Source organism: Vreelandella arcis (assembly GCF_900103865.1).
Classification (GTDB): domain Bacteria; phylum Pseudomonadota; class Gammaproteobacteria; order Pseudomonadales; family Halomonadaceae; genus Vreelandella; species Vreelandella arcis.
In genome coordinates, this window is record NZ_FNII01000001.1 from 100981 (window position 1) to 123762 (window position 22782).

General features: G+C 56.9%; 23 protein-coding genes. 13 read left to right on the forward strand and 10 right to left on the reverse strand.

The genetic code is table 11. The features are described from left to right. Nucleotides 1-80 precede the first annotated feature (80 nt). The gene (locus BLR97_RS00495; RefSeq protein ID WP_089701393.1) at nucleotides 81-956 is read left to right on the forward strand and encodes a pirin family protein; all 876 of its coding nucleotides are present in this window, start codon (nucleotides 81-83) and stop codon (nucleotides 954-956) included. 189 nt (nucleotides 957-1145) lie between these two features. On the opposite strand, the gene BLR97_RS00500 is transcribed toward BLR97_RS00495, so the two are convergent. Continuing rightward, complete coding sequence (locus tag BLR97_RS00500; RefSeq protein WP_089701396.1) at nucleotides 1146-1934, reverse strand: DUF3800 domain-containing protein; 789 nt, start codon at nucleotides 1932-1934, stop codon at nucleotides 1146-1148. A 72-nt stretch (nucleotides 1935-2006) separates the two neighbouring features. Between BLR97_RS00500 and BLR97_RS00505 the strand changes: the two genes are divergently transcribed. After that, a complete protein-coding gene (locus tag BLR97_RS00505) occupies nucleotides 2007-2120 on the forward strand; it encodes a pirin-like C-terminal cupin domain-containing protein (protein WP_089701398.1) in 114 nt (37 codons plus the stop codon). Nucleotides 2121-2138: 18 nt separating this feature from the next. On the opposite strand, the gene BLR97_RS00510 is transcribed toward BLR97_RS00505, so the two are convergent. Then, nucleotides 2139-2750: a DNA-3-methyladenine glycosylase family protein gene (locus BLR97_RS00510; protein ID WP_089701400.1), complete on the reverse strand. Its 612-nt coding sequence runs from the start codon at nucleotides 2748-2750 to the stop codon at nucleotides 2139-2141. A 212-nt stretch (nucleotides 2751-2962) separates the two neighbouring features. Between BLR97_RS00510 and BLR97_RS00515 the strand changes: the two genes are divergently transcribed. Then, the gene (locus tag BLR97_RS00515; RefSeq protein ID WP_089701402.1) at nucleotides 2963-4168 is read left to right on the forward strand and encodes an MFS transporter; all 1206 of its coding nucleotides are present in this window, start codon (nucleotides 2963-2965) and stop codon (nucleotides 4166-4168) included. Nucleotides 4169-4181: 13 nt separating this feature from the next. Here BLR97_RS00515 and BLR97_RS00520 read toward each other — a convergent pair whose 3' ends face one another. Beyond that, on the reverse strand, nucleotides 4182-4877 hold the full coding sequence (locus tag BLR97_RS00520; protein WP_089701405.1) for an extensin-like domain-containing protein: 696 nt from the start codon (nucleotides 4875-4877) through the stop codon (nucleotides 4182-4184). A 116-nt stretch (nucleotides 4878-4993) separates the two neighbouring features. On the opposite strand from BLR97_RS00520, the gene gmk reads away from it, so the two are divergent. From gmk to BLR97_RS00540, 4 genes are all read left to right on the forward strand, one after another. After that, the gene (gmk, locus tag BLR97_RS00525) at nucleotides 4994-5626 is read left to right on the forward strand and encodes a guanylate kinase (RefSeq protein ID WP_089701407.1); all 633 of its coding nucleotides are present in this window, start codon (nucleotides 4994-4996) and stop codon (nucleotides 5624-5626) included. Nucleotides 5627-5715: 89 nt separating this feature from the next. After that, complete coding sequence (gene rpoZ, locus BLR97_RS00530; protein ID WP_089701409.1) at nucleotides 5716-5976, forward strand: DNA-directed RNA polymerase subunit omega; 261 nt, start codon at nucleotides 5716-5718, stop codon at nucleotides 5974-5976. 28 nt (nucleotides 5977-6004) lie between these two features. Continuing rightward, nucleotides 6005-8134 (forward strand): RelA/SpoT family protein, encoded by a 2130-nt coding sequence (locus BLR97_RS00535; RefSeq protein ID WP_089701412.1) that lies wholly within the window; start codon nucleotides 6005-6007, stop codon nucleotides 8132-8134. A gap of 100 nt (nucleotides 8135-8234) precedes the next feature. Next, complete coding sequence (locus BLR97_RS00540; RefSeq protein ID WP_089701414.1) at nucleotides 8235-8624, forward strand: RidA family protein; 390 nt, start codon at nucleotides 8235-8237, stop codon at nucleotides 8622-8624. A gap of 64 nt (nucleotides 8625-8688) precedes the next feature. Here the strand turns inward: BLR97_RS00540 and BLR97_RS00545 are convergent, their stop codons facing one another. Continuing rightward, a complete protein-coding gene (locus BLR97_RS00545; RefSeq protein ID WP_089701416.1) occupies nucleotides 8689-9570 on the reverse strand; it encodes an SDR family oxidoreductase in 882 nt (293 codons plus the stop codon). Nucleotides 9571-9752: 182 nt separating this feature from the next. Between BLR97_RS00545 and BLR97_RS00550 the strand changes: the two genes are divergently transcribed. Both BLR97_RS00550 and recG read left to right on the forward strand, forming a co-directional pair. After that, nucleotides 9753-10682, forward strand: coding sequence for a hydrogen peroxide-inducible genes activator (locus BLR97_RS00550; protein WP_089701418.1), 930 nt, complete (start codon nucleotides 9753-9755; stop codon nucleotides 10680-10682). Then, nucleotides 10679-12757 carry an ATP-dependent DNA helicase RecG gene (gene recG, locus BLR97_RS00555; protein ID WP_089701420.1) on the forward strand — a complete coding sequence of 693 codons (2079 nt, stop codon included), beginning with the start codon at nucleotides 10679-10681 and terminating at the stop codon, nucleotides 12755-12757. Before BLR97_RS00550 ends, recG begins: the two co-directional genes overlap by 4 nt. Before the next feature lie 5 nt (nucleotides 12758-12762). Here recG and yccS read toward each other — a convergent pair whose 3' ends face one another. The 4 genes from yccS to BLR97_RS00575 all read right to left on the reverse strand — a co-directional run bounded on the left by yccS (nucleotide 12763) and on the right by BLR97_RS00575 (nucleotide 17075). Then, the gene (gene yccS / locus BLR97_RS00560; protein ID WP_089701422.1) at nucleotides 12763-14970 is read right to left on the reverse strand and encodes a YccS family putative transporter; all 2208 of its coding nucleotides are present in this window, start codon (nucleotides 14968-14970) and stop codon (nucleotides 12763-12765) included. A gap of 198 nt (nucleotides 14971-15168) precedes the next feature. Beyond that, nucleotides 15169-15525, reverse strand: a complete 357-nt coding sequence (locus BLR97_RS00565) for a hypothetical protein (protein WP_089701424.1) — start codon at nucleotides 15523-15525, stop codon at nucleotides 15169-15171. Continuing rightward, nucleotides 15525-15836, reverse strand: a complete 312-nt coding sequence (locus BLR97_RS00570) for an HU family DNA-binding protein (protein ID WP_170832956.1) — start codon at nucleotides 15834-15836, stop codon at nucleotides 15525-15527. The genes BLR97_RS00565 and BLR97_RS00570 overlap by 1 nt, the downstream gene beginning before the upstream one ends. 69 nt (nucleotides 15837-15905) lie before the next feature. Beyond that, a complete protein-coding gene (locus tag BLR97_RS00575; protein WP_089701428.1) occupies nucleotides 15906-17075 on the reverse strand; it encodes an NAD(P)/FAD-dependent oxidoreductase in 1170 nt (389 codons plus the stop codon). Between the two features lie 158 nt (nucleotides 17076-17233). Here BLR97_RS00575 and BLR97_RS00580 point away from each other — a divergent pair, with 158 nt between their 5' ends. The 4 genes from BLR97_RS00580 to phoR all read left to right on the forward strand — a co-directional run bounded on the left by BLR97_RS00580 (nucleotide 17234) and on the right by phoR (nucleotide 20761). Further along, nucleotides 17234-17728, forward strand: coding sequence for a chorismate--pyruvate lyase family protein (locus tag BLR97_RS00580; RefSeq protein WP_089701926.1), 495 nt, complete (start codon nucleotides 17234-17236; stop codon nucleotides 17726-17728). A 35-nt stretch (nucleotides 17729-17763) separates the two neighbouring features. Further along, entirely contained in the window at nucleotides 17764-18672 is a 909-nt protein-coding gene (ubiA, locus tag BLR97_RS00585) for a 4-hydroxybenzoate octaprenyltransferase (RefSeq protein ID WP_089701430.1), read from the forward strand. Between the two features lie 77 nt (nucleotides 18673-18749). After that, a complete protein-coding gene (phoB, locus tag BLR97_RS00590; RefSeq protein WP_089701432.1) occupies nucleotides 18750-19439 on the forward strand; it encodes a phosphate regulon transcriptional regulator PhoB in 690 nt (229 codons plus the stop codon). 2 nt (nucleotides 19440-19441) lie between these two features. Beyond that, the gene (gene phoR, locus BLR97_RS00595) at nucleotides 19442-20761 is read left to right on the forward strand and encodes a phosphate regulon sensor histidine kinase PhoR (protein WP_089701434.1); all 1320 of its coding nucleotides are present in this window, start codon (nucleotides 19442-19444) and stop codon (nucleotides 20759-20761) included. 458 nt (nucleotides 20762-21219) lie between these two features. Here the strand turns inward: phoR and cysZ are convergent, their stop codons facing one another. Together cysZ and phoU are read right to left on the reverse strand one after the other, a co-directional pair. After that, complete coding sequence (gene cysZ, locus BLR97_RS00600) at nucleotides 21220-21948, reverse strand: sulfate transporter CysZ (protein WP_089701436.1); 729 nt, start codon at nucleotides 21946-21948, stop codon at nucleotides 21220-21222. A gap of 82 nt (nucleotides 21949-22030) precedes the next feature. Then, nucleotides 22031-22759, reverse strand: coding sequence for a phosphate signaling complex protein PhoU (phoU, locus tag BLR97_RS00605; protein ID WP_089701438.1), 729 nt, complete (start codon nucleotides 22757-22759; stop codon nucleotides 22031-22033). Nucleotides 22760-22782: the final 23 nt, after the last annotated feature.

A 22782-nucleotide genomic window follows, 5' to 3' on the forward strand; every position in this document is an offset into this window, starting at 1 on the left:
TTCAACGAAACGGGGCAAATTATTCGCTCCTCATCTGCGGGTTGAGGTTTTACGCTGGGCGTATTGATAAGGAGTAAATTATGCCATCAGATACAAACCAAACAGTCCGCCGCGTGATCGCTCAGCACCCGGCCAAGCGCGATGATATCGGCGATTTAACTACCCGTCGGCCATTGCCGGGGCCGCAGATTGAGCAGCTCGATCCGTTCCTATTTCTTAACCATCATGGCCCGCAGACCTATCCGGCCAATAACCGTGGCCTACCTTTCGGCCCGCACCCGCACCGGGGCTTTGAAACGGTGACCTTTATTCTGGAAGGCTCGCTGGCCCACGCTGATAGCACCAAGCATCAAAGCGTGATCAACGCGGGTGGCGTGCAGTGGATGACGGCGGGCAGCGGCATTGTGCATGCGGAAATTTCGCCAGAGGAGTTTCTGCGTGACGGCGGCCCTTTGGAAATCCTGCAGCTGTGGGTCAACCTGCCGTCGCACTTGAAAATGAGCGAGCCGCGCTACGTGGGGCTGCAGCAAGAATCGATACCCGCTATTGCGCTGCCGGGTGGTGGTGAGCTGAACCTGATCTCAGGTGAGTGGCAGGGTAGTGCTGGCCCTATCGATACGTTGACGGGCGTATTTATGTCAACGCTGCGGCTGCCGGCTGGTAGCCAAGAACAGTTACCCGTGGCGCCAGGCCGGCAGGTGTTTCTCTACGTGGTGGAGGGCGATGTCGCAGTGGGCGGTGAGCCCGTTAAGTCCCATCATCTGATAGAAGTCGATCGCGATGGCAACAGCCTCGAAATTGAAGCCAGCAGCGACGCACGCCTGCTGTTTGGCCACGGCGAGGTGATCGATGAGCCGGTCTATTCCCACGGGCCCTTCGTGATGAATACCCGCGAAGAGATCGTTCAGGCGGTCGATGATTATCAGAACGGCAAATTTGGCGGGCTCGACGCCTAAAGTTTGTACAGAAAGTCGCTATAAGGGCTCGCCGCGGTAGTAGTGACGCAGAAGTACCAGTGCCACAAATAGCGAGCCCACGATAGGCGTTGACTTTAAAATCCGAAATCTTCAAACTGGATATAAATGGACTGGGAGTGCCCGGTCGGCGTCTAAACCTCGGTGAGCTTCATCGGGGTTTTTCGCTATCTAGGGGAAATGCTTTAGCCCCCACTGATCATAGCCATTCCCAACCGCCTGTCGGCCTCCCTCGCAATAAAACTTGTGTTTGAGAACTTCAAACGCTTGATTAGGCTGATTTGGAGCCAATACATGTCGACCGATAGGTCGCGCCACTAGATCCGCAAGCTGCAACCCGGCTGAATTGCTCGCTTTCGCCGCCATACGAATTTTAAATGGCAAGTCGCGCTGGTATTTATTTTCGCCATCACAAATACGGCGAAACTCTAGTTCGAGCTCGTCATCTTCCTTCGCTCCCCGCTTTTCAACGATGACATGTGTTTCCAGCGATTCTTGTCCTTTTTCTTTGACGAGATCGAACAGCGTCTCCAAGCAATGTCGCAACGCTAGGTGGTAGGGGTTCGACATCTCTTCACGGCTGGTCAGCCTGTGTTTGTCGATCACGCATGATGCAAGAATGAAGTTACTTTCGTCGATCAAATGGCTCAAACGCCCCATGAATGCCTGCTTTTCAGCTCTATCCTTAAACACCCTAAAATCGCCTTTCTCTTTGCGTATTTCATGCTCATGGAAGATAACGGGGTCGTGGCCGAAGTAATCGAATTTTAGCTGCTGAAGTGCGGGCACTACCTTTGCCATGTAATGCTGTTTATAGAATATGCAGAAAGCCAGCACAAAAACCGGATAGTTGGGATCGATATTAAGCAATCCGTGATCGCCACTTTCATCGACATACACCACAAAGTCGCTGAATCCATGCTCTTGACCAGTATTTTCCTCTATATCGCTAGTAGCCATTATGTTATTTCCCTTCTACTTCTGTGCCATGCTCGGCTAGCCCTAGCTTGAGCGTCTCGTTATCTGGCATTGATGATCGTTAATGTTAGAAGAGGCGTTGGCCCCTTCGTGATGAATACCCGCGAAGAGATTGTCCAGGCGGTCGAGGACTATCAGAACGGCAAATTTGGCGGGCTCGACGCCTAAAGTTTGTACAGAAAGTCGCTATAAGGGCTCGCCGCGGTAGTAGTGCCACAGAAACAGCGACCCCGCGCTGCGCCAGGGCGCCCAATGTTCCACCAACTGGCGGGCCTGCTTGGGCGTGGGTTTCTCGTCCATGCCTTTTAAGCGGCCTAAAGCGACACGCAGGGCGAGATCGTCGGCGGGAAAAATATCGGGGCGCTTCAGCGAGAACATCAGATAGATCTCGGCACTCCAACGGCCAAAGCCGCGTAGCTGGGTAATGGCGGCTATGGCTTCGTCATCGCTTAGCTGTTCAAGCCCCTCGGCGCTAAAAGTGCCTGCCAACTCTGCTTCTGCCAGCCCTTTAGCGTACTCGATCTTGCGCCAAGAGAGTCCCGCATCGCGCAGCGCCTGGCCTTCAACGTCGATGACTGCGTTGGCATGCAATTCGGGCAGCAGCGCATTGACGCGGCCCATAATGGCGCTGGCCGCTTCGATGGATAGCTGTTGGCTGACGATGGTGGAGAAGAAGGTCGCAAAGCCTTTATCGCGCTCGCGAGGCGAGGGTGCGCCCACCAGCGGGTAAGCGCGGGCGATATCGGGGTCGGCGTTGGCCAGTGTCTGCATGGCCTGTTCGATGGTGTCGGGCGTCATGGCGACCTCGCGCTGCTAAATTGAACCGTATTGTGCGCAGACTCGTCATTAAAGCTCAAACCGTGGCCGAATTCCTCAATAAGCGTTACGCATTCTCTTTGCCCGCTAACTTTTTAAGTGTTGCGTATTTATACCTTCGTCTAATCCTGCGATCATTCACCTCATAAAAGCCGGTTTGTTAAGCAGGCGCTAAAGGTGCCTTGGGGAACATTATGCAGGAATCGTCATCTGGGTTGGCGCGTAACCCGCGTCTGGCCGAATTTGTATTGGCGCTGGGTGGCTTTGGTATTGGTACCAGCGAATTTGTGATTATGGGGCTAATGAACCGCGTGGCGGGAGATTTAGCGGTCACCGTGCCCCAGGTGGGTTATGCAATTAGCAGCTATGCCTTGGGCGTAGTGGTGGGCGCGCCGTTGATTTCAGCGCTGGCCGCACGAGCACCTAAGCGGCTGCTACTGATTGTGCTAATGCTGGTATTTGCACTGGGCAACATTGCCAGCGCCATGGCGCCGGGCTTTTGGTCATTTGTTGGCCTGCGTTTTATCGCTGGCTTGCCCCACGGCGCCTACTTTGGCATTGCAGCGTTAGTCGCCGCTGGGGCGGTGCCAGTCGATCAACGGGCGCGGGCTATTTCCCGAGTAATGTTGGGCTTAACCGTGGCGATCCTGATTGGCGCACCGCTGGGCACCTGGGCGGGTAATTTGCTTGGCTGGCAAATCGCCTTTGCTGGTGTCGGCGGCATCGCGCTGCTCACCGCCCTATTGATTCGGTTTTATGTGCCGATTCAGCCCGTTGATGCCCTGGCGAGCCCCGTGCGCGAGCTGTCAGCGCTGCTTAAACAACGCGTCTTAGTCACGTTGGCACTGGCCTGCATTGGTTGTGGCGGCATGTTTGCGATTTTTAGCTATGTGATGCCGACGTTAACCCAGCAAGCGGGTATGAGCGAAGCGCTGGGGCCCTTGGTACTGGTGATCTTCGGCCTGGGGTCGATTGCCGGTAATTTAATCGGCGGGCGCATGGCGGATAAAAACCTGATGCGCGCTATTCCGACCATTCTTGTGTGGTGCGCGGTCATTCAGGGCCTGTTCTACTTTGCAGCAAATAACGTTTGGTCAGGGCTTTTGTTTGTCGGTTTGGTAGGCACCAGCATGGCGTTGGCGCCTTCGTTGCAAACTCGCCTGATGGATGTTGCGGAAGATGCCCAAACCATGGCGGCCTCGCTCAATCACGCGGCCTTCAACGGCGCCAATGCCTTGGGCGCGTGGCTTGCCGGGCTTGCGATCAGCGCAGGCTTTAGCTGGTCGAGCACCGGGTTGGTGGGCGCTGGTTTGGCGCTCTGCGGACTGGTGATTTTTGCCGGCGGGCGGTGGTTGGAAAAGCGCCGCCCACCGACCGCCGCACATTGTGCTCGCTCGTAACCAATGGCATGAATTAGCGGCATAGCGTGAACCCGCGCATACCCAAGTGAAAATGATCGGCATGGGCGGCGTTATAGTCGGGTCCTAGCGTGTTGCCGAAAAAGTCGCAGGTCTCGTCGCGCACGTCGTGAAGAAATGCACCTTTTGCGTTCTCGCTGGCCCAGTCGTTACGCAAGGTAATGTGCTGGCCGTTTTCCAGTTGAAAGCCGGACACGTCCAGCGCTTCGGCGGTGGCATGTTCGCTGAGCCGACCGCTTTCGCGGCCATAAACATTGCGGCAGGCAAAGCTACCAAGATGGTTAACTTGGCGTACCCGGCTGCCGAAGGCCGTCTCGGCACTGGGTTGTAGCGCGTGGCGCTCGAACATCACCCAGGCCAGCGCCAGGGGGCAGGAGGCCACGAAGCTCTGATTGAAGGCGACGCTGCTTGATTGCATGCGCACGATATTGGTGAGCGGACAGTTGCTGGTTGGCGAGTAATCGGCCAGCGGCGTGTAGCGCAGCTCGCCCTTGGGAACGGTATCTAACGCGGCTAAACAGCCAGCGCGGTCATTGTCCAAGCGGTGAAGCTTCAGCGACGTTACCGGGGTTATCGGGTCGTCGACGTGCAGCGGCGCCCACGGTGCCCAGTGGCGGGGGATCTCGATCAGCCCTTTGTCCAGGGCAACGCCTAGTGCGATCAAAGCCACTATTAATAGAGTGCTGCGCATCGTGGTTCCTCGTTAAGGCGAAACGCTACAGTCGAAGCAGTGGGTGTGCGATACTGCGGCCCTTCCATACACTGCTCTGATCGCATGAGTTTACTTCGCCAATAAGGGAAGCGCGTATGTCCCAAGGTACACTGTTTGTTGTTTCTGCGCCGTCGGGGGCAGGTAAAACCAGCCTGGTTCGCGAGCTGATTGAAAGTCTCGATGGTATTCAGGTGTCGGTATCGCATACGACGCGCGCCAAGCGTGACGGTGAGGTAGACGGGGTTAATTACCACTTCACCGATGCGGCAACCTTTGAGGCGATGATCGAGCGCGGTGAGTTTTTTGAGTATGCCAAGGTGTTCGATAACTACTACGGCACCTCGCGGGAAGCGGCTCAAACGGTGTTAGCTGCGGGGCAGGACGTGATCCTGGAAATCGATTGGCAGGGGGCTCAGCAGGTGCGCGCACAAATGCCTGACGCCGTGTCGATTTTCATCTTGCCGCCTTCGCGCAGCGAACTCGAGCGACGCTTGGCCAGCCGGGGCACCGATGAGCACGCTATTATTGCGCGGCGTATGCGCGATGCGATCAGCGAAATGTCTCATTACGACGAGTACGATTACTTAGTGATCAACGATGACTTCACCACGGCGTTGCAGGAATTACAGTCGTTGGTCATTAGTCGCCGGTTATCGATCTCTCTAATGAGCGAACGTCACGCCCCCTTGCTGGCAACGCTCTTGTCACAAGCGCCCGGCGTCGAGTAATCTACACGGTTCTACACCCTCTTTTGCTGGATCGACCCGTTTGACCCCTTACGGAGTCGATTCAGCGCTGTTATTACAGGAAGGCACCCATGGCTCGCGTTACCGTTGAAGACTGTCTTGATAATGTGGAAAACCGTTTCAAGCTCGTGATGATTTCCACCCAGCGTGCCCGTCAGCTGGCGCGGGGCACCCGCGATTCACAACTGCCTTGGGAGAATGACAAACCCACCGTGATGGCGCTGCGTGAAATTGCCGCGGGTTTGGTGGATCACACGGTTCTGGACGAACCAGTTGAAGCCCCCGTTCGCGCTCGTCCAGCAATAGCTCCCAGCGCACAAATCGACGAATAAGGTTCACGACCGATTAGAGGCGCGGTGAATGTTTACCATTGATGACCTGGCCGACCGACTCGGCGGCTATTTACCTCCCGACGAGATCCAACAGGTCAAACGCGCCTTTTATTACGCCGAACAGGCCCATGATGGTCAGCGGCGTCGCTCCGGCGAGCCTTACGTTACCCACCCGCTAGCGGTCGCCAATATCCTGGCCAATATGCACATGGACCATCAAAGCCTGATGGCCGCCATGCTGCACGATGTCATTGAAGATACCGGGGTGTCGAAAAAAGCGCTTGGCGCACAATTTGGCCATCCGGTCGCCGAACTGGTCGACGGGGTCTCTAAGCTGACCCAGATCACCTTCGAAGATAAAGCCGTCGCTCAGGCGGAAAACTTCCAGAAGATGGTGTTGGCCATGTCGCGGGACATCCGCGTGATTATCGTCAAGCTGGCCGACCGGCTGCATAATATGCGCACCTTGGGTGCGTTGCGTCCTGATAAAAAACGCCGTATTGCCCGCGAAACGCTGGAAATCTACGCTCGTATAGCCGGACGATTGGGGATCAACACCATCCGCGTTGAGCTTGAGGATCTGTCCTTTCAGGCGATTCACCCGATGCGTTCTGAGCGTATTAAGCGTGCCGTTTCCAATGCCCGGGGGCATCGGCGCAGTGCGATGCGCGAAGTGCAGGCAACGCTGCAAAAAAGCGTTGATGACGAAGGCTTAGATGGCACCGTGGTTGGCCGCCAGAAGCATCTGCTGTCGATTTATCGCAAAATGCGCGATCAGCGCAAACCGTTCGCAGAAATTATGGATGTGTTCGGTTTTCGCATCATCACCGAAGACGTTGCCAGCTGTTACCGTATTTTAGGCGTGGTGCATAATCTCTATAAGCCGGTACCGGGGCGGTTTAAAGATTACATCGCGATTCCCAAGGCCAACGGTTACCAGAGCCTGCATACCACGTTGTTTGGACAGCGGGGCATGCCCATTGAAGTGCAAATTCGCACCCGTGAAATGGAAGCCATGGCTAACAACGGCATTGCCGCGCATTGGTTGTATAAAGCGGGGCAAACGTCGCATCCGATTGCCGAGGGCAGCCACGCTCGGGCACGTGCCTGGGTGAAAGGACTCTTGGAGATGCAGCGCCATGCGGGCGACTCCCTCGAGTTTATCGAACACGTTAAGAACGATCTTTTTCCCGACGATATCTACGTATTCACGCCCAAAGGCGACATCATGGAGTTGCCTCAAGGGGCTACCGTTATTGATTTTGCCTACACTGTGCATACCGATATCGGCAATAACTGTATTGCCTGCCGGATTGACCGCCATCTGGCCCCACTTTCCACGCGCCTGGAAAGCGGCCAGACCCTGGATATCATTACGGCACCAGGGGCACGGCCTAACCTGGCATGGCTTAATTTTGTCGCCACGGCCAAGGCACGCTCGGCAATTCGCCATGCGTTGAAGCATCAGCAACATACCGAAGCGGTAATGCTGGGACGGCGATTGCTAAACAAAGCGCTAGCGCCGTTCAATACCAGCTTGGAAGAGCTTGAACCGACGGTGCTAAGCCGCGCGTTTGCGCAGCTTGATGTCCCCTCCGAAGAAGCGCTGCTAGAGTCATTAGGGCTTGGTAACCGCGTTGCCCATGTGGTGGCGCGACGCTTAGTGGACGTGGCAGACGGTCATCCAAACGACTTGGTCAACGAGGGCACTAACAGCAAAGCGGTGGTGATTAGCGGCAGCGAAGGCATGGTGATCAATTTTGCTCGCTGTTGCCACCCGCTGCCCGGCGATACTGTCGTTGGGCACCTTTCCGTTGGTAAAGGGCTCGTGGTGCACCGCGCCGAGTGTAAAAACCTGACGGATAAAGACGACCCCGATAAAGTCTTTGCCCTGCAGTGGTCCGACCAGATAGACGAAGATTTCCCCGTGGCCCTGCGCATTGAAATCGAGAGTCGCCGCGGCTTGGTCGCCGAACTGGCTGGGCTGGTCACCGATGCCGATGCCAACATTGAACGTATCGGCATTGAAGAGCGCGATGCGCGCCTGGCCACTGTGAATCTCACGCTTTCAGTGAAGGGCCGCGTTCACCTGGCCCGTATTATGAAACGCATTCGTAACCTACCCAACGTCGGCAAAATAACCCGCATGGCAAATTAATCGCCCGCTGTGGCTGACGCTAGCCAATGGCTGGCCAGCGTTAGCTATGGCAGCGCCCATGTTTTTTTAACGTTTAAGGCATCAAGGAGCACGATATCCAATGAGCAATAAAGCTGTTATCAACACTGAAAAGGCCCCCGCTGCTATCGGCCCCTATTCCCAAGCGGTCAAAGCGGGCAACACCGTGTATCTGTCCGGCCAGATTCCTCTCGACCCGGCGTCGATGGACATCGTCTCTGACGATTTTGAAACTCAGGCGCGCCAGGTATTTACCAATCTACAGGCGGTATGCGAAGAAGCCGCAGGCACGCTTGGCGATATCGTCAAACTCAACCTGTATTTGGTCGATTTAGATAACTTTGCGATAGTGAACAAGGTGATGGAAGAGTTCTTCTCAACGCCGTTTCCGGCCCGTGCCGCGGTAGGGGTAAAAGCGTTGCCGAAGGGTAGTCAGGTAGAAGCCGAAGCGGTAATGGTGATCGGCGACTAGCCCTTTTGCATACCGCCATGAGCGAGCCAAGTGCTCGCTCATGGTTTTCGCTTGGCGTTCAGGGTTAAGCTTTTTGCGCCTGACCAAAACCACCCTCTTTCATCACCTGAGCGTAGCCCTCGCGGTAGCTGGGGTAGCGGAATTGATAGCCCGCCTCAAGGATGCGCCGATTATCGCAACGCTTGCTGGTGCGCCGACGCAGCGGCGACTGCATGGTCTCGGTAGATTCGACGTTGAGCTGCTTGGCGATCCAGGCCATTACGTTATGCATCGTGACCGGCTCGCAATCACTGCCCAGGTAAAGGTTCGCCAATGACTGGCCGTTCTCCTGGGCGTGGATTAGGTGGGCCAGAATACCGGTGCAGTCGTTGCGGTGAATGCGGTTGGAATAAATGACTGGGGTCACCGGGGCGATTCGGCCTTCAACGACTTGGTGAATAAGCCGGTCGCGGCCAGGGCCGTAAATCCCTGAAAAACGCACCACGGTGCCAGGCAGGGGGTGATTGATCAGTGCTTGCTCGGCCTCGCACATTAACGTGCCGGAAAAACTGGTCGGCTCGGTGGGGCTTTCTTCGTTGACCACCTCGCCTTCTTGCTGGCCGTAAACGCTGGTCGACGAGACAAAGAACACCCGGCGTGGTGGTGTGGCATGTTGCTCCATCACGCTCAGCACGCGCTTTAAGCCCTCTGGGTAGGCACTTTGATAGGCACTTTCTTCAAAGTGATCCGCGCTGACCGTGTAAATGACGTAATCAGCCTCGGGCAGGGCGCTGGCACCGGCGTCTTCAAGCGCATTAAGATCCAGCGCTAGGGGTTCGATACCCGTGTCTTGCAGCGCATCGACATGGCGGCGAACGCCAATCACGCGGTGGCCTTCGCTGAGAAGCTCGCGGCCCAGCGTTATGCCAATATCGCCACAGCCAATAATCAGTACCGTAAGCGTCACGTTGCTCACTCCTGTTGATAAATAATCCCTATTAGATACAAAGTCCCTGATCTACAATTACTTAAACGATAAGCAATAGTAGAGACGAAATCGTCAGCAGGGCTTGCCTGTCCTTTTCCTACTCGCTAATTGTCACGCTAGTTAGTCACAAGCTGCTACGAGAGGATGCCACTGGCACCACTATGACTTTAACAGAACTTCGCTACATCGTAACCCTTGCCCAAGAGCGCCACTTTGGCCGTGCTGCTGAACGTTGCCACGTTTCCCAGCCCACGCTGTCGGTGGCCGTCAAAAAGCTTGAGGATGAGCTTGAAACGCCGTTGTTCGAACGCTCCAAGGCGACGGTTCAAGTCACCCCGTTAGGCGAGAAGATCATCGCGCAAGCCCAGCGCGTCCTAGAGCAGAGCAGTTTAATTTTCGATATGGCCAGCGCCGGGAAAGATCAGCTCGCCAATCCGCTGCGCATCGGGGCCATTTACACTATCGGCCCTTACTTGTTTCCGCATCTGATTCCCGAACTGGCCAAGGCCGCGCCGCAAATGCCCCTCTATATCGAAGAAGGGTTGACCGGTACGCTGCGTACCAAACTGCGCAGCGGTGAGTTGGATGTGATTATCGTGGCACTGCCGTTCACCGAAACTGACGTTGTCACCAAACCGATTTACGACGAGACCTTTGAGATCCTGGTGCCGGCCAATCACCGTTGGAAAGAGCGGGACGCGATCCATAAAGAAGAACTACTCGAAGAGCGGTTATTGCTCCTCGGCGAGGGCCACTGCTTCCGCGATCAACTGTTAGAAGCTTGCCCGGCGATCATGCAAAAGCTGAACAACCCCAATAATACGTTAATTGCCGAAGGGGGGTCGCTGGAAACGATTCGCCACATGGTGGCCTCAAAACTGGGCATTACGGTGTTGCCGCAGTCAGCGCTGGGCATGGATCAGTATGAAAATGCCATGCTGATCAGCCGCCCCTTTGTCGGGCCAGCCCCCTCGCGGACGGTAGCCATCGCCTGGCGGGCCAGTTTCCCTCGCCCTAAAGCGATCGATGCCCTAGTGAATGCGATCAATCAGTGCCATCGGCCAGCCAAGGCGGCGACCGCTGTTTCATGAGCATGCTTTCGGCACCGGTGACTGAGCTCAAAGGCGTTGGCGAAGCGCTGGCGTTGAAGCTAGCCCGCTTAGCGATTGAGCAGGTAAGCGACCTGCTGTTCCACTTGCCACTGCGCTACCAAGACCGAACGCGGCTAACGCCCATCAGCGAGCTTCGCGCAGGCGCCGAGGCAGTTATCGAAGGCGAAGTCACCGCCTGCGACGTGGTCAAGGGGCGGCGGCGCAGCCTGCTGGTGCGGCTGCGGGATAACAGCGGTATTTTGAGCCTGCGCTTTTTTCATTTTTCCCCTGCCCAGCAACAACAGCTGCGCCCTGGTGCCATTGTTCGCGCGTTTGGCGAGGCGCGGGCTGGCGCCACGGGGCTGGAGATTTATCATCCCGAGTACCGACTAAGCGGCGGCAGCGACACGCCGGTGGAAGAGTACTTCACGCCGATTTACCCCACCACCGAGGGGCTACACCAAACGCGTTTGCGGGCCCTAACCCAACAGGCCTTGGAGCTACTTGAAAACGAACCTGAGGGGTTGCCGGACGTTATTCCCGAAGCGTTGCGCCAGCGTTTTCAGTTACCGGGGCTGCATGCCAGCTTGCAGCTTCTCCACCAGCCGCCGCCGGACGTGGATTTAGAGCAGCTGACCCACGGCCACCACCCCGCCACGCGTCGCTTAGCGCTGGAAGAGCTGTTGGCTCACCAGCTAAGCCTGCGTGAAGTGCGCTTGCGTATTCAGGCCGATGGCGCCCCCGAGTTACCGTCCGGGCGCAACCTTCAAGCGCGCTTTTTAGCCCAATTGCCGTTTGCGTTGACCGGTGCCCAGGGCCGGGTGCTTGAAGAAATTGCGCTGGATCTTGCCCGCCCTGCGCCCATGCTACGGCTGATACAGGGCGATGTCGGGTCGGGGAAAACCGTGGTCGCTGCTATGGCCGCGCTTTCGGCGCTGGCTGGCAACTGCCAGGCGGCGATCATGGCGCCCACCGAGATCCTCGCCGAGCAGCATTACCGGGCATTTAAAGCTTGGTTTGAGCCACTGGGCATCGAGGTGGCCTGGCTAGCCGGGAAGCTCAAAGGCAAAGCGCGGCTGGATGCCAAGGCAGCGATTGCTGACGGTCGCGCGCGGATGGTCGTGGGCACCCACGCGCTGTTTCAGGACGATGTGCATTTCCAATGCCTGGGGCTGGCGATTATCGACGAACAACACCGCTTTGGTGTTCACCAGCGCTTGGCACTGCGCGAAAAAGGCGAAGCGGGCGGCTTAACGCCACATCAACTGATCATGACGGCCACGCCGATTCCCCGCACGCTGGCGATGAGCGCTTATGCGGATCTGGATGTCTCGGTGATTGATGAACTGCCCCCAGGGCGCACGCCAGTGAAAACCGTGGTGGTTGCCGACGAACGCCGCCCCGAGGTGGTCGAGCGTATTCGCAGTGCCTGCAGCGAGGGGCGCCAAGCCTACTGGGTCTGCACGCTGATTGAAGAGTCCGAAGTGCTTCAGTGCCAAGCGGCAGAAGTGACCCGCGACGAACTAACCGAGACGTTGCCGGAGCTCGCGATTGGCTTGGTGCATGGACGCATGAAAGCCAGCGAGAAAGCCGAGGTGATGGCCGCCTTTAAAGACGGCGAGTTGGATTTACTAGTCGCCACCACGGTGATTGAAGTGGGTGTCGACGTGCCCAACGCCAGCCTGATGATTATCGAAAACCCCGAGCGTTTAGGGCTTTCCCAGCTGCATCAGCTGCGCGGGCGCGTGGGGCGAGGCAGCACGGAGAGTTTCTGCGTACTGCTGTATCACCCGCCGCTGTCGAAAAGCTCACGGGAGCGCTTAAGCGTGATGCGCGAAACCACCGATGGCTTCCGCATCGCCGAAAAAGACCTGGAAATTCGTGGGCCCGGTGAAGTGTTAGGCACTCGCCAAACCGGCCTTGCGCAAATGAAAATCGCCGACCTGGAACGCGATGCCGACCTGCTGGATCAGGTCACCGCCCTGGCCCAGGCGCTACAGAGCCATAAGGACATCACCGCCGTGCTGGTACGCCGCTGGCTGGGCGAAGCCGCCGGGCGCTATGGGCAGGTTTAGGTCCGTTAAGCGCTAGCGGGTTGCGATTTGGTGTCTGGCTCGCTGTTCGTGAGTCGACCGGCGGCCTCGCTCAGCGGTGCTAACTGGTTGGCGATCAGGCGTAGCTGGCTTTGAATCGGCCGGTAACGAGTGATGGTTTTATCCTCCGTGGCGGCTGCCCCCTGCTCATCTAACTGGGTTAACAGCGCCTCGGCCTGATCAGCTAGTGGCGCAATCGACTGGCGTTTATATAGCCGCTCGGCCAACTGGTCGAGCAGCTCGCACATGCGCTTGGCAGCCGGCACCAGCGCGGTGTCGTCCTCATCGTCTGCCAACTGGTGGCGGTGAGCGCCCAGTGCGGAAAGGTGGCTTAATAAGGTGTTGGAGAGCACCAAAAAGCGCAGCCCGTTATCGGCATCCTGTTTACGGTAATGCCCCGGTTCGTGAAGCATATTGGTCAGCATGGTGGACAGCGCGGCGTCGGCGTTATGCGCATTGCGGCGGGCCAGGCGGTAAGCCAAATCGTCCTGCTTGCCTTCTTCGTACTGGTGGATGATTTCTTCCAGATAGCGGCGATGGTTGGTCAACACATGGGCTGCCTCGCGGTTGAGCTTCCGCCCTTGCCAGTCGGGCAAAATAAAGAATACCGCTAGGCCGGCAATGAACGCGCCAATTAGCGTATCGAATAACCGTGGCCAAATAAGATCGAATCCATCGCCCACCTGGTTAAAGCTGCACAAGACCAGCAGGGTAATGGAGGCGGTGGCCAGCACGTAGTGTTTTTCACGGTTGGCAAAAAACGACACTCCGGCGGCCACGGCGATCATGCTCTGCACCAGCGGGTGGGGAAATAAACTGATCGACGCCCAGCCGACTACCAAGCCGAGTATCGTGCCGATAATCCGTTGGGAGAGAAACCGCCGAGTGGTGGCAAAGTTAGGCCGGCAGACAAACAGCGTCGTGAGCAGAATCCAAAAGCCCTGCTCGGGGTCGATCCACTGCATGAGTCCATAGCCCGTCATCAATGCAATGGAAAGCCGCACCGCGTGGCGAAATGTGGGCGAGCCCAGATTAAGGTTCATGCGTACCCGTTTCCACGCTTCGAGCAAACTTGACGGAGAGCGGTCAAACAAGTCGCTATCCCGGCGATCGTCGGTCGCGTCCGGGGTATGGGCACTGGCGATCTGGGATTCCAGCGTGGTCAGGTTGTCGGCCAGGGCATTAAGCGGGCGTATGAGCGGTCGCCACTCGGGCTTGCCTCGGTCACGCAGGTTATCAATCGAGGCGCGTAAATCGACCAGCGCCTGTTCGCTTTGTTCGTGGCCAAACGGGCGATTCAGCAGCAGTGACTTGGCTAACTGGCGGCAGGCGCGGCCTTGCTGATCCAACAGCCGCTGGCAGCGGAACAGCACATCATGATGAAAAAAGGCATCGGTTAAGGCGCTATACGGGTAGTGGGTTGAGCTTGCCCGCTCGTGGATATCTTGGGCGATAAAGTAGATGCGTAGATAACGGTTGAGCTTACGGTCGCCCCGCTGGCCTTCTAAGCGACGGAAAATCATCTCCTTGGCCTGGTTAAGCGCGCCGACTACTTTGCCGTTTTGGCGTGCCAGCGCCACGCGGCGGGCTTCCACATCCACGCCGCGAACCGGCTCAAACAGCGCCGATTTCAAAATCAGAAATTCACCCAGCGCCTTATACACCCGCGCCATGCTCTGTTTGACCGGCTGGCGCGAAAACAGTGCGCACCACACCACGGAAATGGCGCCGTACCAGGCAGCCCCCGCCAACAGCAGCAACTGGCGTGCCGCCACGTCTTCGTCTACTCCGCCGTGCTGTTCGATGTTGATCATCGAGTAGATCGATAGAATCAGCGTGCCCGAGGCAATTGTGGCGTAGCGTTGGCCGACAGCGCCGAGCATAATCAGCGTAAAAGCCGAAAGCCCCAGCCCAAGGGCAAACAGCCACGGCCAGGGGAACAACCACTGCACGATAAACGACGCCGAGGCAAAGCACACAAGCGTCACCAGCAGCGCCTGAAAGCGACCCTCCCAGCTGTCGTCGGTTTCCGACAGGGCGCTGGCGATAATGCCGAGAAAAAGCGGGATGACCAGCGCCACATCGCTCAGCGTAATACTCACCAACAGCGCGCCACTAAACGCGATAAATACGCGCAGGCTATAGGCGAATTTATCTAGCGTCCAAAGACGTCGCAGTGGCAATGAAATGGGCATAAGGTCTCTTGTTGATCGTCATTATTAGACTTTAGTCGTGACCTTAGTATAGAGGGTTGGCATACCGGTTGTCTTCAACGGCGGCCCACTTGATAACGGCAGGCGCCATTAAATACAGGCGTCAGGCAGGGGGATATCGATAGTTGGCGTGGTTTAGGTTGGCCCCTCAAGCGTCAACCTGGCTGTCGGGGCCATCCACTACAAATACTTGAGCAGTTTCTGCAGCTTGTTCATATCGGCGGAGTCGCCTACCAGGCGAACTTCGCCGTTAATCATACCGTCGAGAAAGGCTTGCTGCGTTGGCTTTTTGAGGATGCGTAGTGCCGCCTCATCATCGCGAAAACGCAGCTCAAGATCCAGATCGACAGGCAACCCCTTACCCGATGTGATGCTTGTCGGCGACATCCGGTAATGGCGGGCAATGCTCAAATCTTCTGTGGCAATGCCCCAGTTCAGGCCGCGCATCCGTTCGAGTTGTTCCCGAAATTGCGGCTTGCGGCGCAGGGCTCGTTTGAGCAATAAGCCCAGTAGCCACAGCGTCAGTTTGAGCTTCATTACGAGACGGCATCCTTAAGCGCTTTACCCGGCTTAAATGCCACGTTCTTGCTGGCCGGAATCTGCAGCGGCTCACCGGTTTGCGGGTTTTTACCGGTACGGGCGGCACGTTCACGAACGGTGAAGGTGCCAAAGCCAATCAGGGCGACGTCTTCGCCTTTGGACACGCTGTTGGTAATTTCATCAAGAATGACGTTGAGTACTTGTCCCGCTTTGTCTTTGGACAGGTCGGCATTTTCAGCAATGGCGGCTGCAAGTTCAGGTTTACGCATAAGGAAACTCCCCTTGTTTAATAATCGTGCAAGATACACTGTCGTGTTGTTGGTAACGTCACTTAAGGCTGAGCCAGAGATTTAGACAAGCCGTCAGCGCCGCGGGATTTAGCCTAGCAGCGCAGGGGCTGCTCTGGAAAGCTCCACTTTCCTTCTCACGCAGCCGCCTGTCAATGCGAAACCAATCAAACGTCCGTCCCTATCTTCAGCGATCGCCGTCATATCTCCGCCTTCGCCTTCGATTCGCCAGCGCTCGGGAGGGTTAAGCGGCGGGTAGGCGACCACCGGGAGCAACGGCGTTTTGACGATGACCGGCCAAGCACCGAACCGCACCGGCGTGGGCGTGCCCGCCAGGGTCGTGGCAAGGGCCTGAGCACTGGCTTGAAGGGGCTGTACGTACATTGCGTTGACGCCGTCGACGCAGGCCACATCGCCCAGAGCGTCGATGTCTGGATGCGAGGTGCGTAACTGCCGATCCACCTGAATACCGCTGGTCGAGACGTCAAGCCCCGCGGCTTCGGCCAGCGCGGTACGCGGGGCCAAGCCGGTCGCCATTAAAATGATATCGGCGTTGAGCGAGTCCTCGTTATCCAGCGTAAGCGTCACACTATCGTCATCGTTCAACGCCATGGTATTGAGCGTGCGACCCAGCGCAAGGCGAATGCCCGCGTCAAGGAACGCTTCACCTAGCGCGCGGCCTAGCGGATCCGGTAACAAGCGGGATAGTGGTGTGGTGTCAGGCGCGATAACGGTGACGGCGTGGCCCCCCGCGTGCAGGTCATTGGCAAACTCGCAACCCACTAGCCCCGCGCCGATCACCGCCACACGGGCAGGCATTGACCCCAAGGCGCGATGAAAACGGCGATAGTCGTCAAGGTCGTTAATGGTAAAGCAGCGCGCTTTTAGCGAGTCGGGTATCGCCATCGGCACATGCGGTTTGGCCCCCGTGGCGAGCACCAAACGGTCGTAGTCAAGCGTATGACCGTCTTCCAGCCGTAGCGAACGGTTATCCACGTCAAGCTGGCCCACGCGGGTGTGGGCTATTACCCGAGCGTTAAGCGTTGTTTCGAGCTCAGCGGCGTTGCGTTGGGCGAGTCGCTCCGGAGGCAGGCGCTTGGCAAAGCCGGTAGATAGCAGCGGTTTGCTGTAGTCGTCGCCACTGTCGGCGCTGACCAATAGCAGAGAGCGCGTATCTCCCTGGCGGCGTAGCGCACGAGCAAGGCCAATGCCCGCCATGCCAGTGCCGACAATGATGAGCTCAGCGTGTGATGAGGGCATACAGTCACCCAAAGGTCGATGGGACAAAAGCCTTTACAGCGCCACATGTTACACTAATGCATCGTTTAATTACCTAGGAGGCGCTGGTGTCGCGTCGCTCTGTTTGGTCAGCCGATGACTTTCCCTGTTGGCGTCCCGTGAAAGCGCTGCGCCCTGCTATGAGTGCGCCGTGGTGGCAGTGGGTCGCATCGACCGATTCATTGACCGCGCGTATTGTGGCAGCTAGTGGTCACCGGCCTTTCCACGTGCGCTTATTGCGCCAGGGGGTGGCGCTGCCTGAACCGCACGAAGCCCAGGCGCTGGGCATTGCCGCCCGACGCTATGCTTGGCGGCGCGAAGTGGCTTTGTGTGTGGGCGAGTCACCCTGGGTGGTGGCGCGCTCGCTGGCCCCGCTGGCGTCATTAAAGGGCCAGTGCCTGGATCGTTTAGGCGAACGGTCATTGGGCAGTTGGCTGTTTCGTCAGCCGGATTTGGTGCGCGGCCCGCTCTACGCCACTCGCCATGCGCCTAGGTTCGCGTACCCGACAAGGGAGGCAGGTATTGGTAGCTGCTGGGGGCGGCGTTCGGTGTTTCAGCACGCGGGGTTATCGCTGCTGGTACAGGAATACTTTTTATCAACCATGGTGGATGATCTTGCGCTGCCTTCGCGCTAGGCTAGCGCTGCGTTTCTTGGATGGGTGAGGTAAGCATGGATCGTTCTCTATTGCGGCCAACGGGGGTTGGTCGCGTTATGGATTTTATACGGCTGATGCGCTTGGATCGGCCGATTGGCACTTGGCTGCTGATGTGGCCAACGCTCTGGGCATTATGGATTGCCGCCGAGGGCGTTCCGGGGCGTAACGTGCTGCTGATTTTTATCGCCGGGGTATACGTTATGCGCGCGGCGGGGTGTGTGGTGAACGACTATGCTGACCGACACCTTGACGGTCATGTGAAGCGCACAAAACATCGCCCATTGGCCACCGGCCGAATCAGCGACACCGAGGCCCAACTGCTGTTTATCGTACTGGTGGCCGCAGCGTTTATGCTGGTGCTGTTAACCAATTGGTTTACCGTACTGTTGTCGGTGGGCGGTGTGATACTGGCGTTTATCTACCCGTTTATGAAACGTTATACCCACCTCCCCCAAGCCGTGCTGGGCGCGGCGTTCTCCTGGGCGATTCCCATGGCCTTCGGGGCTATCTTGGGGTATGTGCCGGTGGAGGCTTGGTTGCTGTTTAGCGCCAATGTGCTGTGGACCGTGGCTTATGACACCCAGTACGCCATGGTGGATCGCGACGATGACATTAAAATTGGTATTAAATCGACGGCGGTACTACTGGGCAATGCTGATCGGCTGGTGATTGGGCTACTGCAACTGGCTACGTTGGCGCTTTTGGCCTGGGTTGGCTTACGCGTTGGCTTGGGCGGTTTTTTCTGGTTGGGTTTGGCGGGTATGGCGGCCACGTTTGTCCACCAGCAGCGCTTGATTCGTCACCGCGAGCGGGATCCTTGTTTTCAGGCGTTTTTGAATAATCACTGGTCGGGGCTATTGGTGTTTGCCGGCATCGCACTGAGTTGGTGGCCCATTGCTGGCGAATCCCTGGCTATGTCATAAAATTGTCATCAAGTCATGGTGTGATCGTCATAGACCAGTCACTGGATTTTTTCTATCGAACACCGTGAGGCACTGGAATGACCGCCAAGACCGTTTTAATTGTCGATGACGAGGCACCGATTCGCGAGATGATCGCGGTGGCGCTGGAAATGGCTGACTATAATGTACTTGAAGCGGATAATGCCCAGGACGCCCATGCGATGGTGGTCGATCACCAGCCCGACCTGCTATTGCTCGATTGGATGATGCCCGGTACCAGCGGCATTGAGCTGGCACGGCGTCTCAAGCGAGAAGAAACCACCGCCGAACTGCCAATTATCATGCTCACCGCCAAAAGTGAAGAAGATAATAAAATTCAAGGGCTTGAAGCAGGTGCCGACGACTACATTACCAAACCGTTTTCGCCCCGAGAGCTGGTGGCTCGGCTAAAAGCTGTACTCCGCCGCTCCACACCGCACGGTGTCGAAGACCCAATTGAAATCAACGGGCTGCTGCTTGATCCGGTGAGCCACCGGGTCAGCGCTGACGGTAAAGCGCTGGACATGGGGCCAACCGAATATCGCTTGCTACAATTTTTTATGACCCACCAGGAAAGGGCTTACACGCGCAGTCAGTTACTCGACCAGGTGTGGGGAGGCAATGTGTACGTGGAAGAGCGCACCGTTGATGTTCACATACGTCGGCTACGGAAAGCCTTGGGCGACGCGCATCAAAACTTAATTCAAACGGTACGCGGTACAGGCTACCGCTTCTCCGCGCGGGTGTAACCTTGCGTTTGTGGAGCCGTGAGTTGTGGCGCCTGCTGGGATGGGCGTTACTTGGCACGTGCTTAGGTTGGTTAGTGGGGGTGCCGGGCCTGGGGTTAGCCGGTGGCTTTGCCGTTTGTTTGGTCTTTCACCTGCGCCAACTGCGTGCCGCGTATCTTTGGTTGACGCTACGTCCGCAAGGCGAGCCGCCCACTGCAAGTGGCCTGTGGGGCGAGCTGTTTGATCGCCTTTACCGCTATCAGAAAAGTCAGCAAATTACCCAAAGTCGCCTGCGGACTACCCTGGCCCGTATTCAGGAATCCTCGGAAGCCATGCGCGACAGCATAGTGATGCTGGATCGCCACGGCGATCTGGAATGGTGGAATAGCGCCGCCAGCAATATGCTGGGACTGCAAACCGCCCACGACCGTGGCCAACACATTACTAACCTGCTGCGTGACCCGCAGTTTATTAGTTACTTCAACGGCCGTGATTACAGCGAGCCGCTCACCCTGACATCTCCCATCGACGAGCGGCGTATCTTGCAGTACCAGATTACCCTTTACGGCGACGACGAGCGCTTGGTGATGGCTCGCGATATCACGCGACTGCATCAGCTTGAGCAGATGCGCCGTGATTTTGTCGCCAACGTATCCCATGAGTTGCGCACGCCGTTAACCGTGCTATCAGGCTATCTTGAAACCTACAGCGAAATGGCCGAGCAGCTTCCTCCACGCTTGGGCCGCAGCATCGGGCAGATGCAGGCTCAGACCCAGCGGATGCAAAATCTGGTGAACGACCTATTGCTACTATCGCGATTGGAAATTGACCAGGGCGGGAAGGATCATGAGCCCCTCGATGTCACGGCGTTGCTCAACAGTGTTGCAGCCGATGCACGGGCGCTTTCCGGTCATCAGCATGCGCTCACCATCGAAGGCGATTACGCGGCACAGCTGGTGGGAAGCGAGCAGGAGGTTCGTAGTGCCGTATCCAATCTCGTCTTTAATGCGGTGCGTTATACGCCCGCAGGCAGTGCCATCACGCTGCGCTGGAAAGCTTTCGGCCAAGGAGCCTGTATTGAAGTGAGTGACGACGGGGAGGGTATCGATCCCGTACATATTCCCCGCCTAACCGAGCGTTTTTATCGTGTGGATAAAGGCCGCAGTACCGCGACGGGAGGCACCGGACTGGGGCTTGCCATCGTCAAGCACGTGCTGTTACGCCACGACGCCCAGTTACAAATAAGCTCCCACCCGGGAGAAGGGGCACTGTTCCGCTGCGTGTTCCCTGCGACACGTATCCATCTTCCCGCAGCTCTGCCGCGCAATGCTTCATCGGTGTGAGAATCCACGCTGCTGGATAAGCACGTCACATGTGCCATTTCGACTCACTTTAAGCGTGCCCTAATGTCACCCTCAGGTTTGACGGACGCCTCGCGCTTAAAACTCAACTCTTTGTTATTAAAGCATAATATGCTTTCAAGTGGGTAGCTGGCACAAAGTCTGCTCTTTTAAATGTAAGGCAGTCACTTCACATTGTAAAATGTAGAAAACTGTTGATACTTTTCTTTACGGAACGAAGAAAAGTAACTACGCTTAGAAAGTAAAACGATGCAGGGCAAGGATGTGCTGTATTAACAGGGATGATTGAAGATTCAAAGGATGAATCAAACAGGCGGTCACACGGCCAGTTAGGGTAACGTCCAAGGTTGGAATCCCGCAAAAGGAAAGGAAGCTGGTAAGCTCCATCGCCTGATAATGATCACTGTCGAAGACCCCGCCCCGGCGGGGTCTTGTTTTTGCTAGCGGCTAAGAACTGGGGCATTGCGGTAGTGGTAATCCCACATCAGCACGGCACCGGCTACGGCACCGGGGATCAAAAACAAGTTGGCCAGCGGGATCCAGGTCAGCAGTGTGACCAGGCCGCCGAAGCTAAAACTCTGCCACCATCGAGCGGATAAGCGATAGCGCATATCGCGGAACGATACCTTGTTGTTGTCCATGGGGTAATCCAAGTAGGTGATAGCCATCACCCAGGCGGAAAACAACGCCCACAGCAGCGGTGCAACGAGGTTAAGCCCTGGGATCCAGCCCAGCACAAATAGCAGCGCCATGCGCGGCAGGATATACCCCAGTTTGACCAACTCGCGTCCTAGCGCATCCACCGCCGTCTTGGCTAACCCGCGCTCATCCAGCGGCTCTCGGCCGATGACTTGACGTTCCACTTTGGCGGCCAAAAAGCCGTAAAACGGCGCGGCGATAAAGTGCGTTACCAGCGTAAAGGTGAAAAAAATCACCACCAGCAAACAGATAAAAAACACCGGCCAAATCAGCCAGGAAAGCCATTCCAGCCAGCTAGGCACGGCGCTCATCCAACTGGCTAGCCAGCCTGAAAAGCGCTCCAGCACGATGTGAAGCATCGCGCCGTAGACAAGCATGTTGACCAGGATGGGCAGAAAAATATAGCGTCTCAGCCCAGGCCCATAAACACAGCGTGTACCTCGGCTGATTGCAGTGACCGCGTCTAGCATGAAAAGGGGAGACTCCTCGTTGATTACAATGCCCTGGCTGCCGCGCAGCCAGGGCGTATTGCATGAGGAATCGAGGGATAGGTCAAGACTTTTTCGGCACTGCCTGCTGATCCAGGGTGTTGGGATCGGTATGGCGAATATCCAGCCCTTTGACGAGGTAAACCACGTGTTCTGCGAGGTTATTGGCATGATCCCCCACACGCTCTAGGGCACGCAGTATCCACATGACGCTGAGCACTGAGGTAATCGAGCGCGAATCTTCCATCATAAAGGTCACCAGCGAGCGCATAGCGCTGCCGTATTCACCGTCGACAAATTCATCTTCACGGATGACCTGCATGGCCAGTTCGGTATCAAAGCGAGCGAACGCGGTCAGCGAGTCGCGCAGCATTTTGCGCACGTGCTCACTGATATGACGCACCTCGACAAGCCCGCGCACGGAATTGCTGCTTTCGCTTAAGCTCAGGGCGTTACGGGCAATCTTGCTGGCTTCATCGCCAATCCGCTCTAAATCAGAGGTGGCGCGGATTACCGCCAGCACCAAGCGCAAATCCGAGGCGGCCGGTTGGCGACGGGCAAAAATGCGGGTGCATTCGTCATCGATTTGTAGCTGTAAATCGTTCACCTGGGCGTCGCCATCGCGAACCTTCTCGGCCAGCCGGGAGTCGCTTTCCATTAACGCGGCGATGGCGTCCTGCACCTGTTTTTCGACCATGCCACCCATCGCCATTAAATGGGTTTTGAGCTCTTCCAGCTCTTGGTTGAATTGGCGCGAGATATGTTGGCTGTGGGAATCACTGGTAATGTCCATGTCGCCCTCCTAACGGGGTTGCT

What these genes read in the sequence shown, in the direction of transcription:
- cysZ (WP_089701436.1), bottom strand. Translation starts at nt 21,948, where the DNA reads ATGCTAGACGCGGTCACTGCAATCAGCCGAGGTACACGCTGTGTTTAT.
- BLR97_RS00520 (WP_089701405.1), bottom strand. Translation starts at nt 4,877, where the DNA reads ATGCGCAGCACTCTATTAATAGTGGCTTTGATCGCACTAGGCGTTGCC.
- BLR97_RS00540 (WP_089701414.1), top strand. Translation starts at nt 8,235, where the DNA reads ATGAGCAATAAAGCTGTTATCAACACTGAAAAGGCCCCCGCTGCTATC.
- recG (WP_089701420.1), top strand. Translation starts at nt 10,679, where the DNA reads ATGAGCATGCTTTCGGCACCGGTGACTGAGCTCAAAGGCGTTGGCGAA.
- phoU (WP_089701438.1), bottom strand. Translation starts at nt 22,759, where the DNA reads ATGGACATTACCAGTGATTCCCACAGCCAACATATCTCGCGCCAATTC.
- BLR97_RS00515 (WP_089701402.1), top strand. Translation starts at nt 2,963, where the DNA reads ATGCAGGAATCGTCATCTGGGTTGGCGCGTAACCCGCGTCTGGCCGAA.
- BLR97_RS00535 (WP_089701412.1), top strand. Translation starts at nt 6,005, where the DNA reads ATGTTTACCATTGATGACCTGGCCGACCGACTCGGCGGCTATTTACCT.
- BLR97_RS00510 (WP_089701400.1), bottom strand. Translation starts at nt 2,750, where the DNA reads ATGACGCCCGACACCATCGAACAGGCCATGCAGACACTGGCCAACGCC.
- phoB (WP_089701432.1), top strand. Translation starts at nt 18,750, where the DNA reads ATGACCGCCAAGACCGTTTTAATTGTCGATGACGAGGCACCGATTCGC.
- BLR97_RS00580 (WP_089701926.1), top strand. Translation starts at nt 17,234, where the DNA reads ATGAGTGCGCCGTGGTGGCAGTGGGTCGCATCGACCGATTCATTGACC.
- BLR97_RS00575 (WP_089701428.1), bottom strand. Translation starts at nt 17,075, where the DNA reads ATGCCCTCATCACACGCTGAGCTCATCATTGTCGGCACTGGCATGGCG.
- BLR97_RS00495 (WP_089701393.1), top strand. Translation starts at nt 81, where the DNA reads ATGCCATCAGATACAAACCAAACAGTCCGCCGCGTGATCGCTCAGCAC.
- BLR97_RS00550 (WP_089701418.1), top strand. Translation starts at nt 9,753, where the DNA reads ATGACTTTAACAGAACTTCGCTACATCGTAACCCTTGCCCAAGAGCGC.
- ubiA (WP_089701430.1), top strand. Translation starts at nt 17,764, where the DNA reads ATGGATCGTTCTCTATTGCGGCCAACGGGGGTTGGTCGCGTTATGGAT.
- yccS (WP_089701422.1), bottom strand. Translation starts at nt 14,970, where the DNA reads ATGCCCATTTCATTGCCACTGCGACGTCTTTGGACGCTAGATAAATTC.
- BLR97_RS00565 (WP_089701424.1), bottom strand. Translation starts at nt 15,525, where the DNA reads ATGAAGCTCAAACTGACGCTGTGGCTACTGGGCTTATTGCTCAAACGA.
- gmk (WP_089701407.1), top strand. Translation starts at nt 4,994, where the DNA reads ATGTCCCAAGGTACACTGTTTGTTGTTTCTGCGCCGTCGGGGGCAGGT.
- rpoZ (WP_089701409.1), top strand. Translation starts at nt 5,716, where the DNA reads ATGGCTCGCGTTACCGTTGAAGACTGTCTTGATAATGTGGAAAACCGT.
- BLR97_RS00500 (WP_089701396.1), bottom strand. Translation starts at nt 1,934, where the DNA reads ATGGCTACTAGCGATATAGAGGAAAATACTGGTCAAGAGCATGGATTC.
- BLR97_RS00505 (WP_089701398.1), top strand. Translation starts at nt 2,007, where the DNA reads ATGATCGTTAATGTTAGAAGAGGCGTTGGCCCCTTCGTGATGAATACC.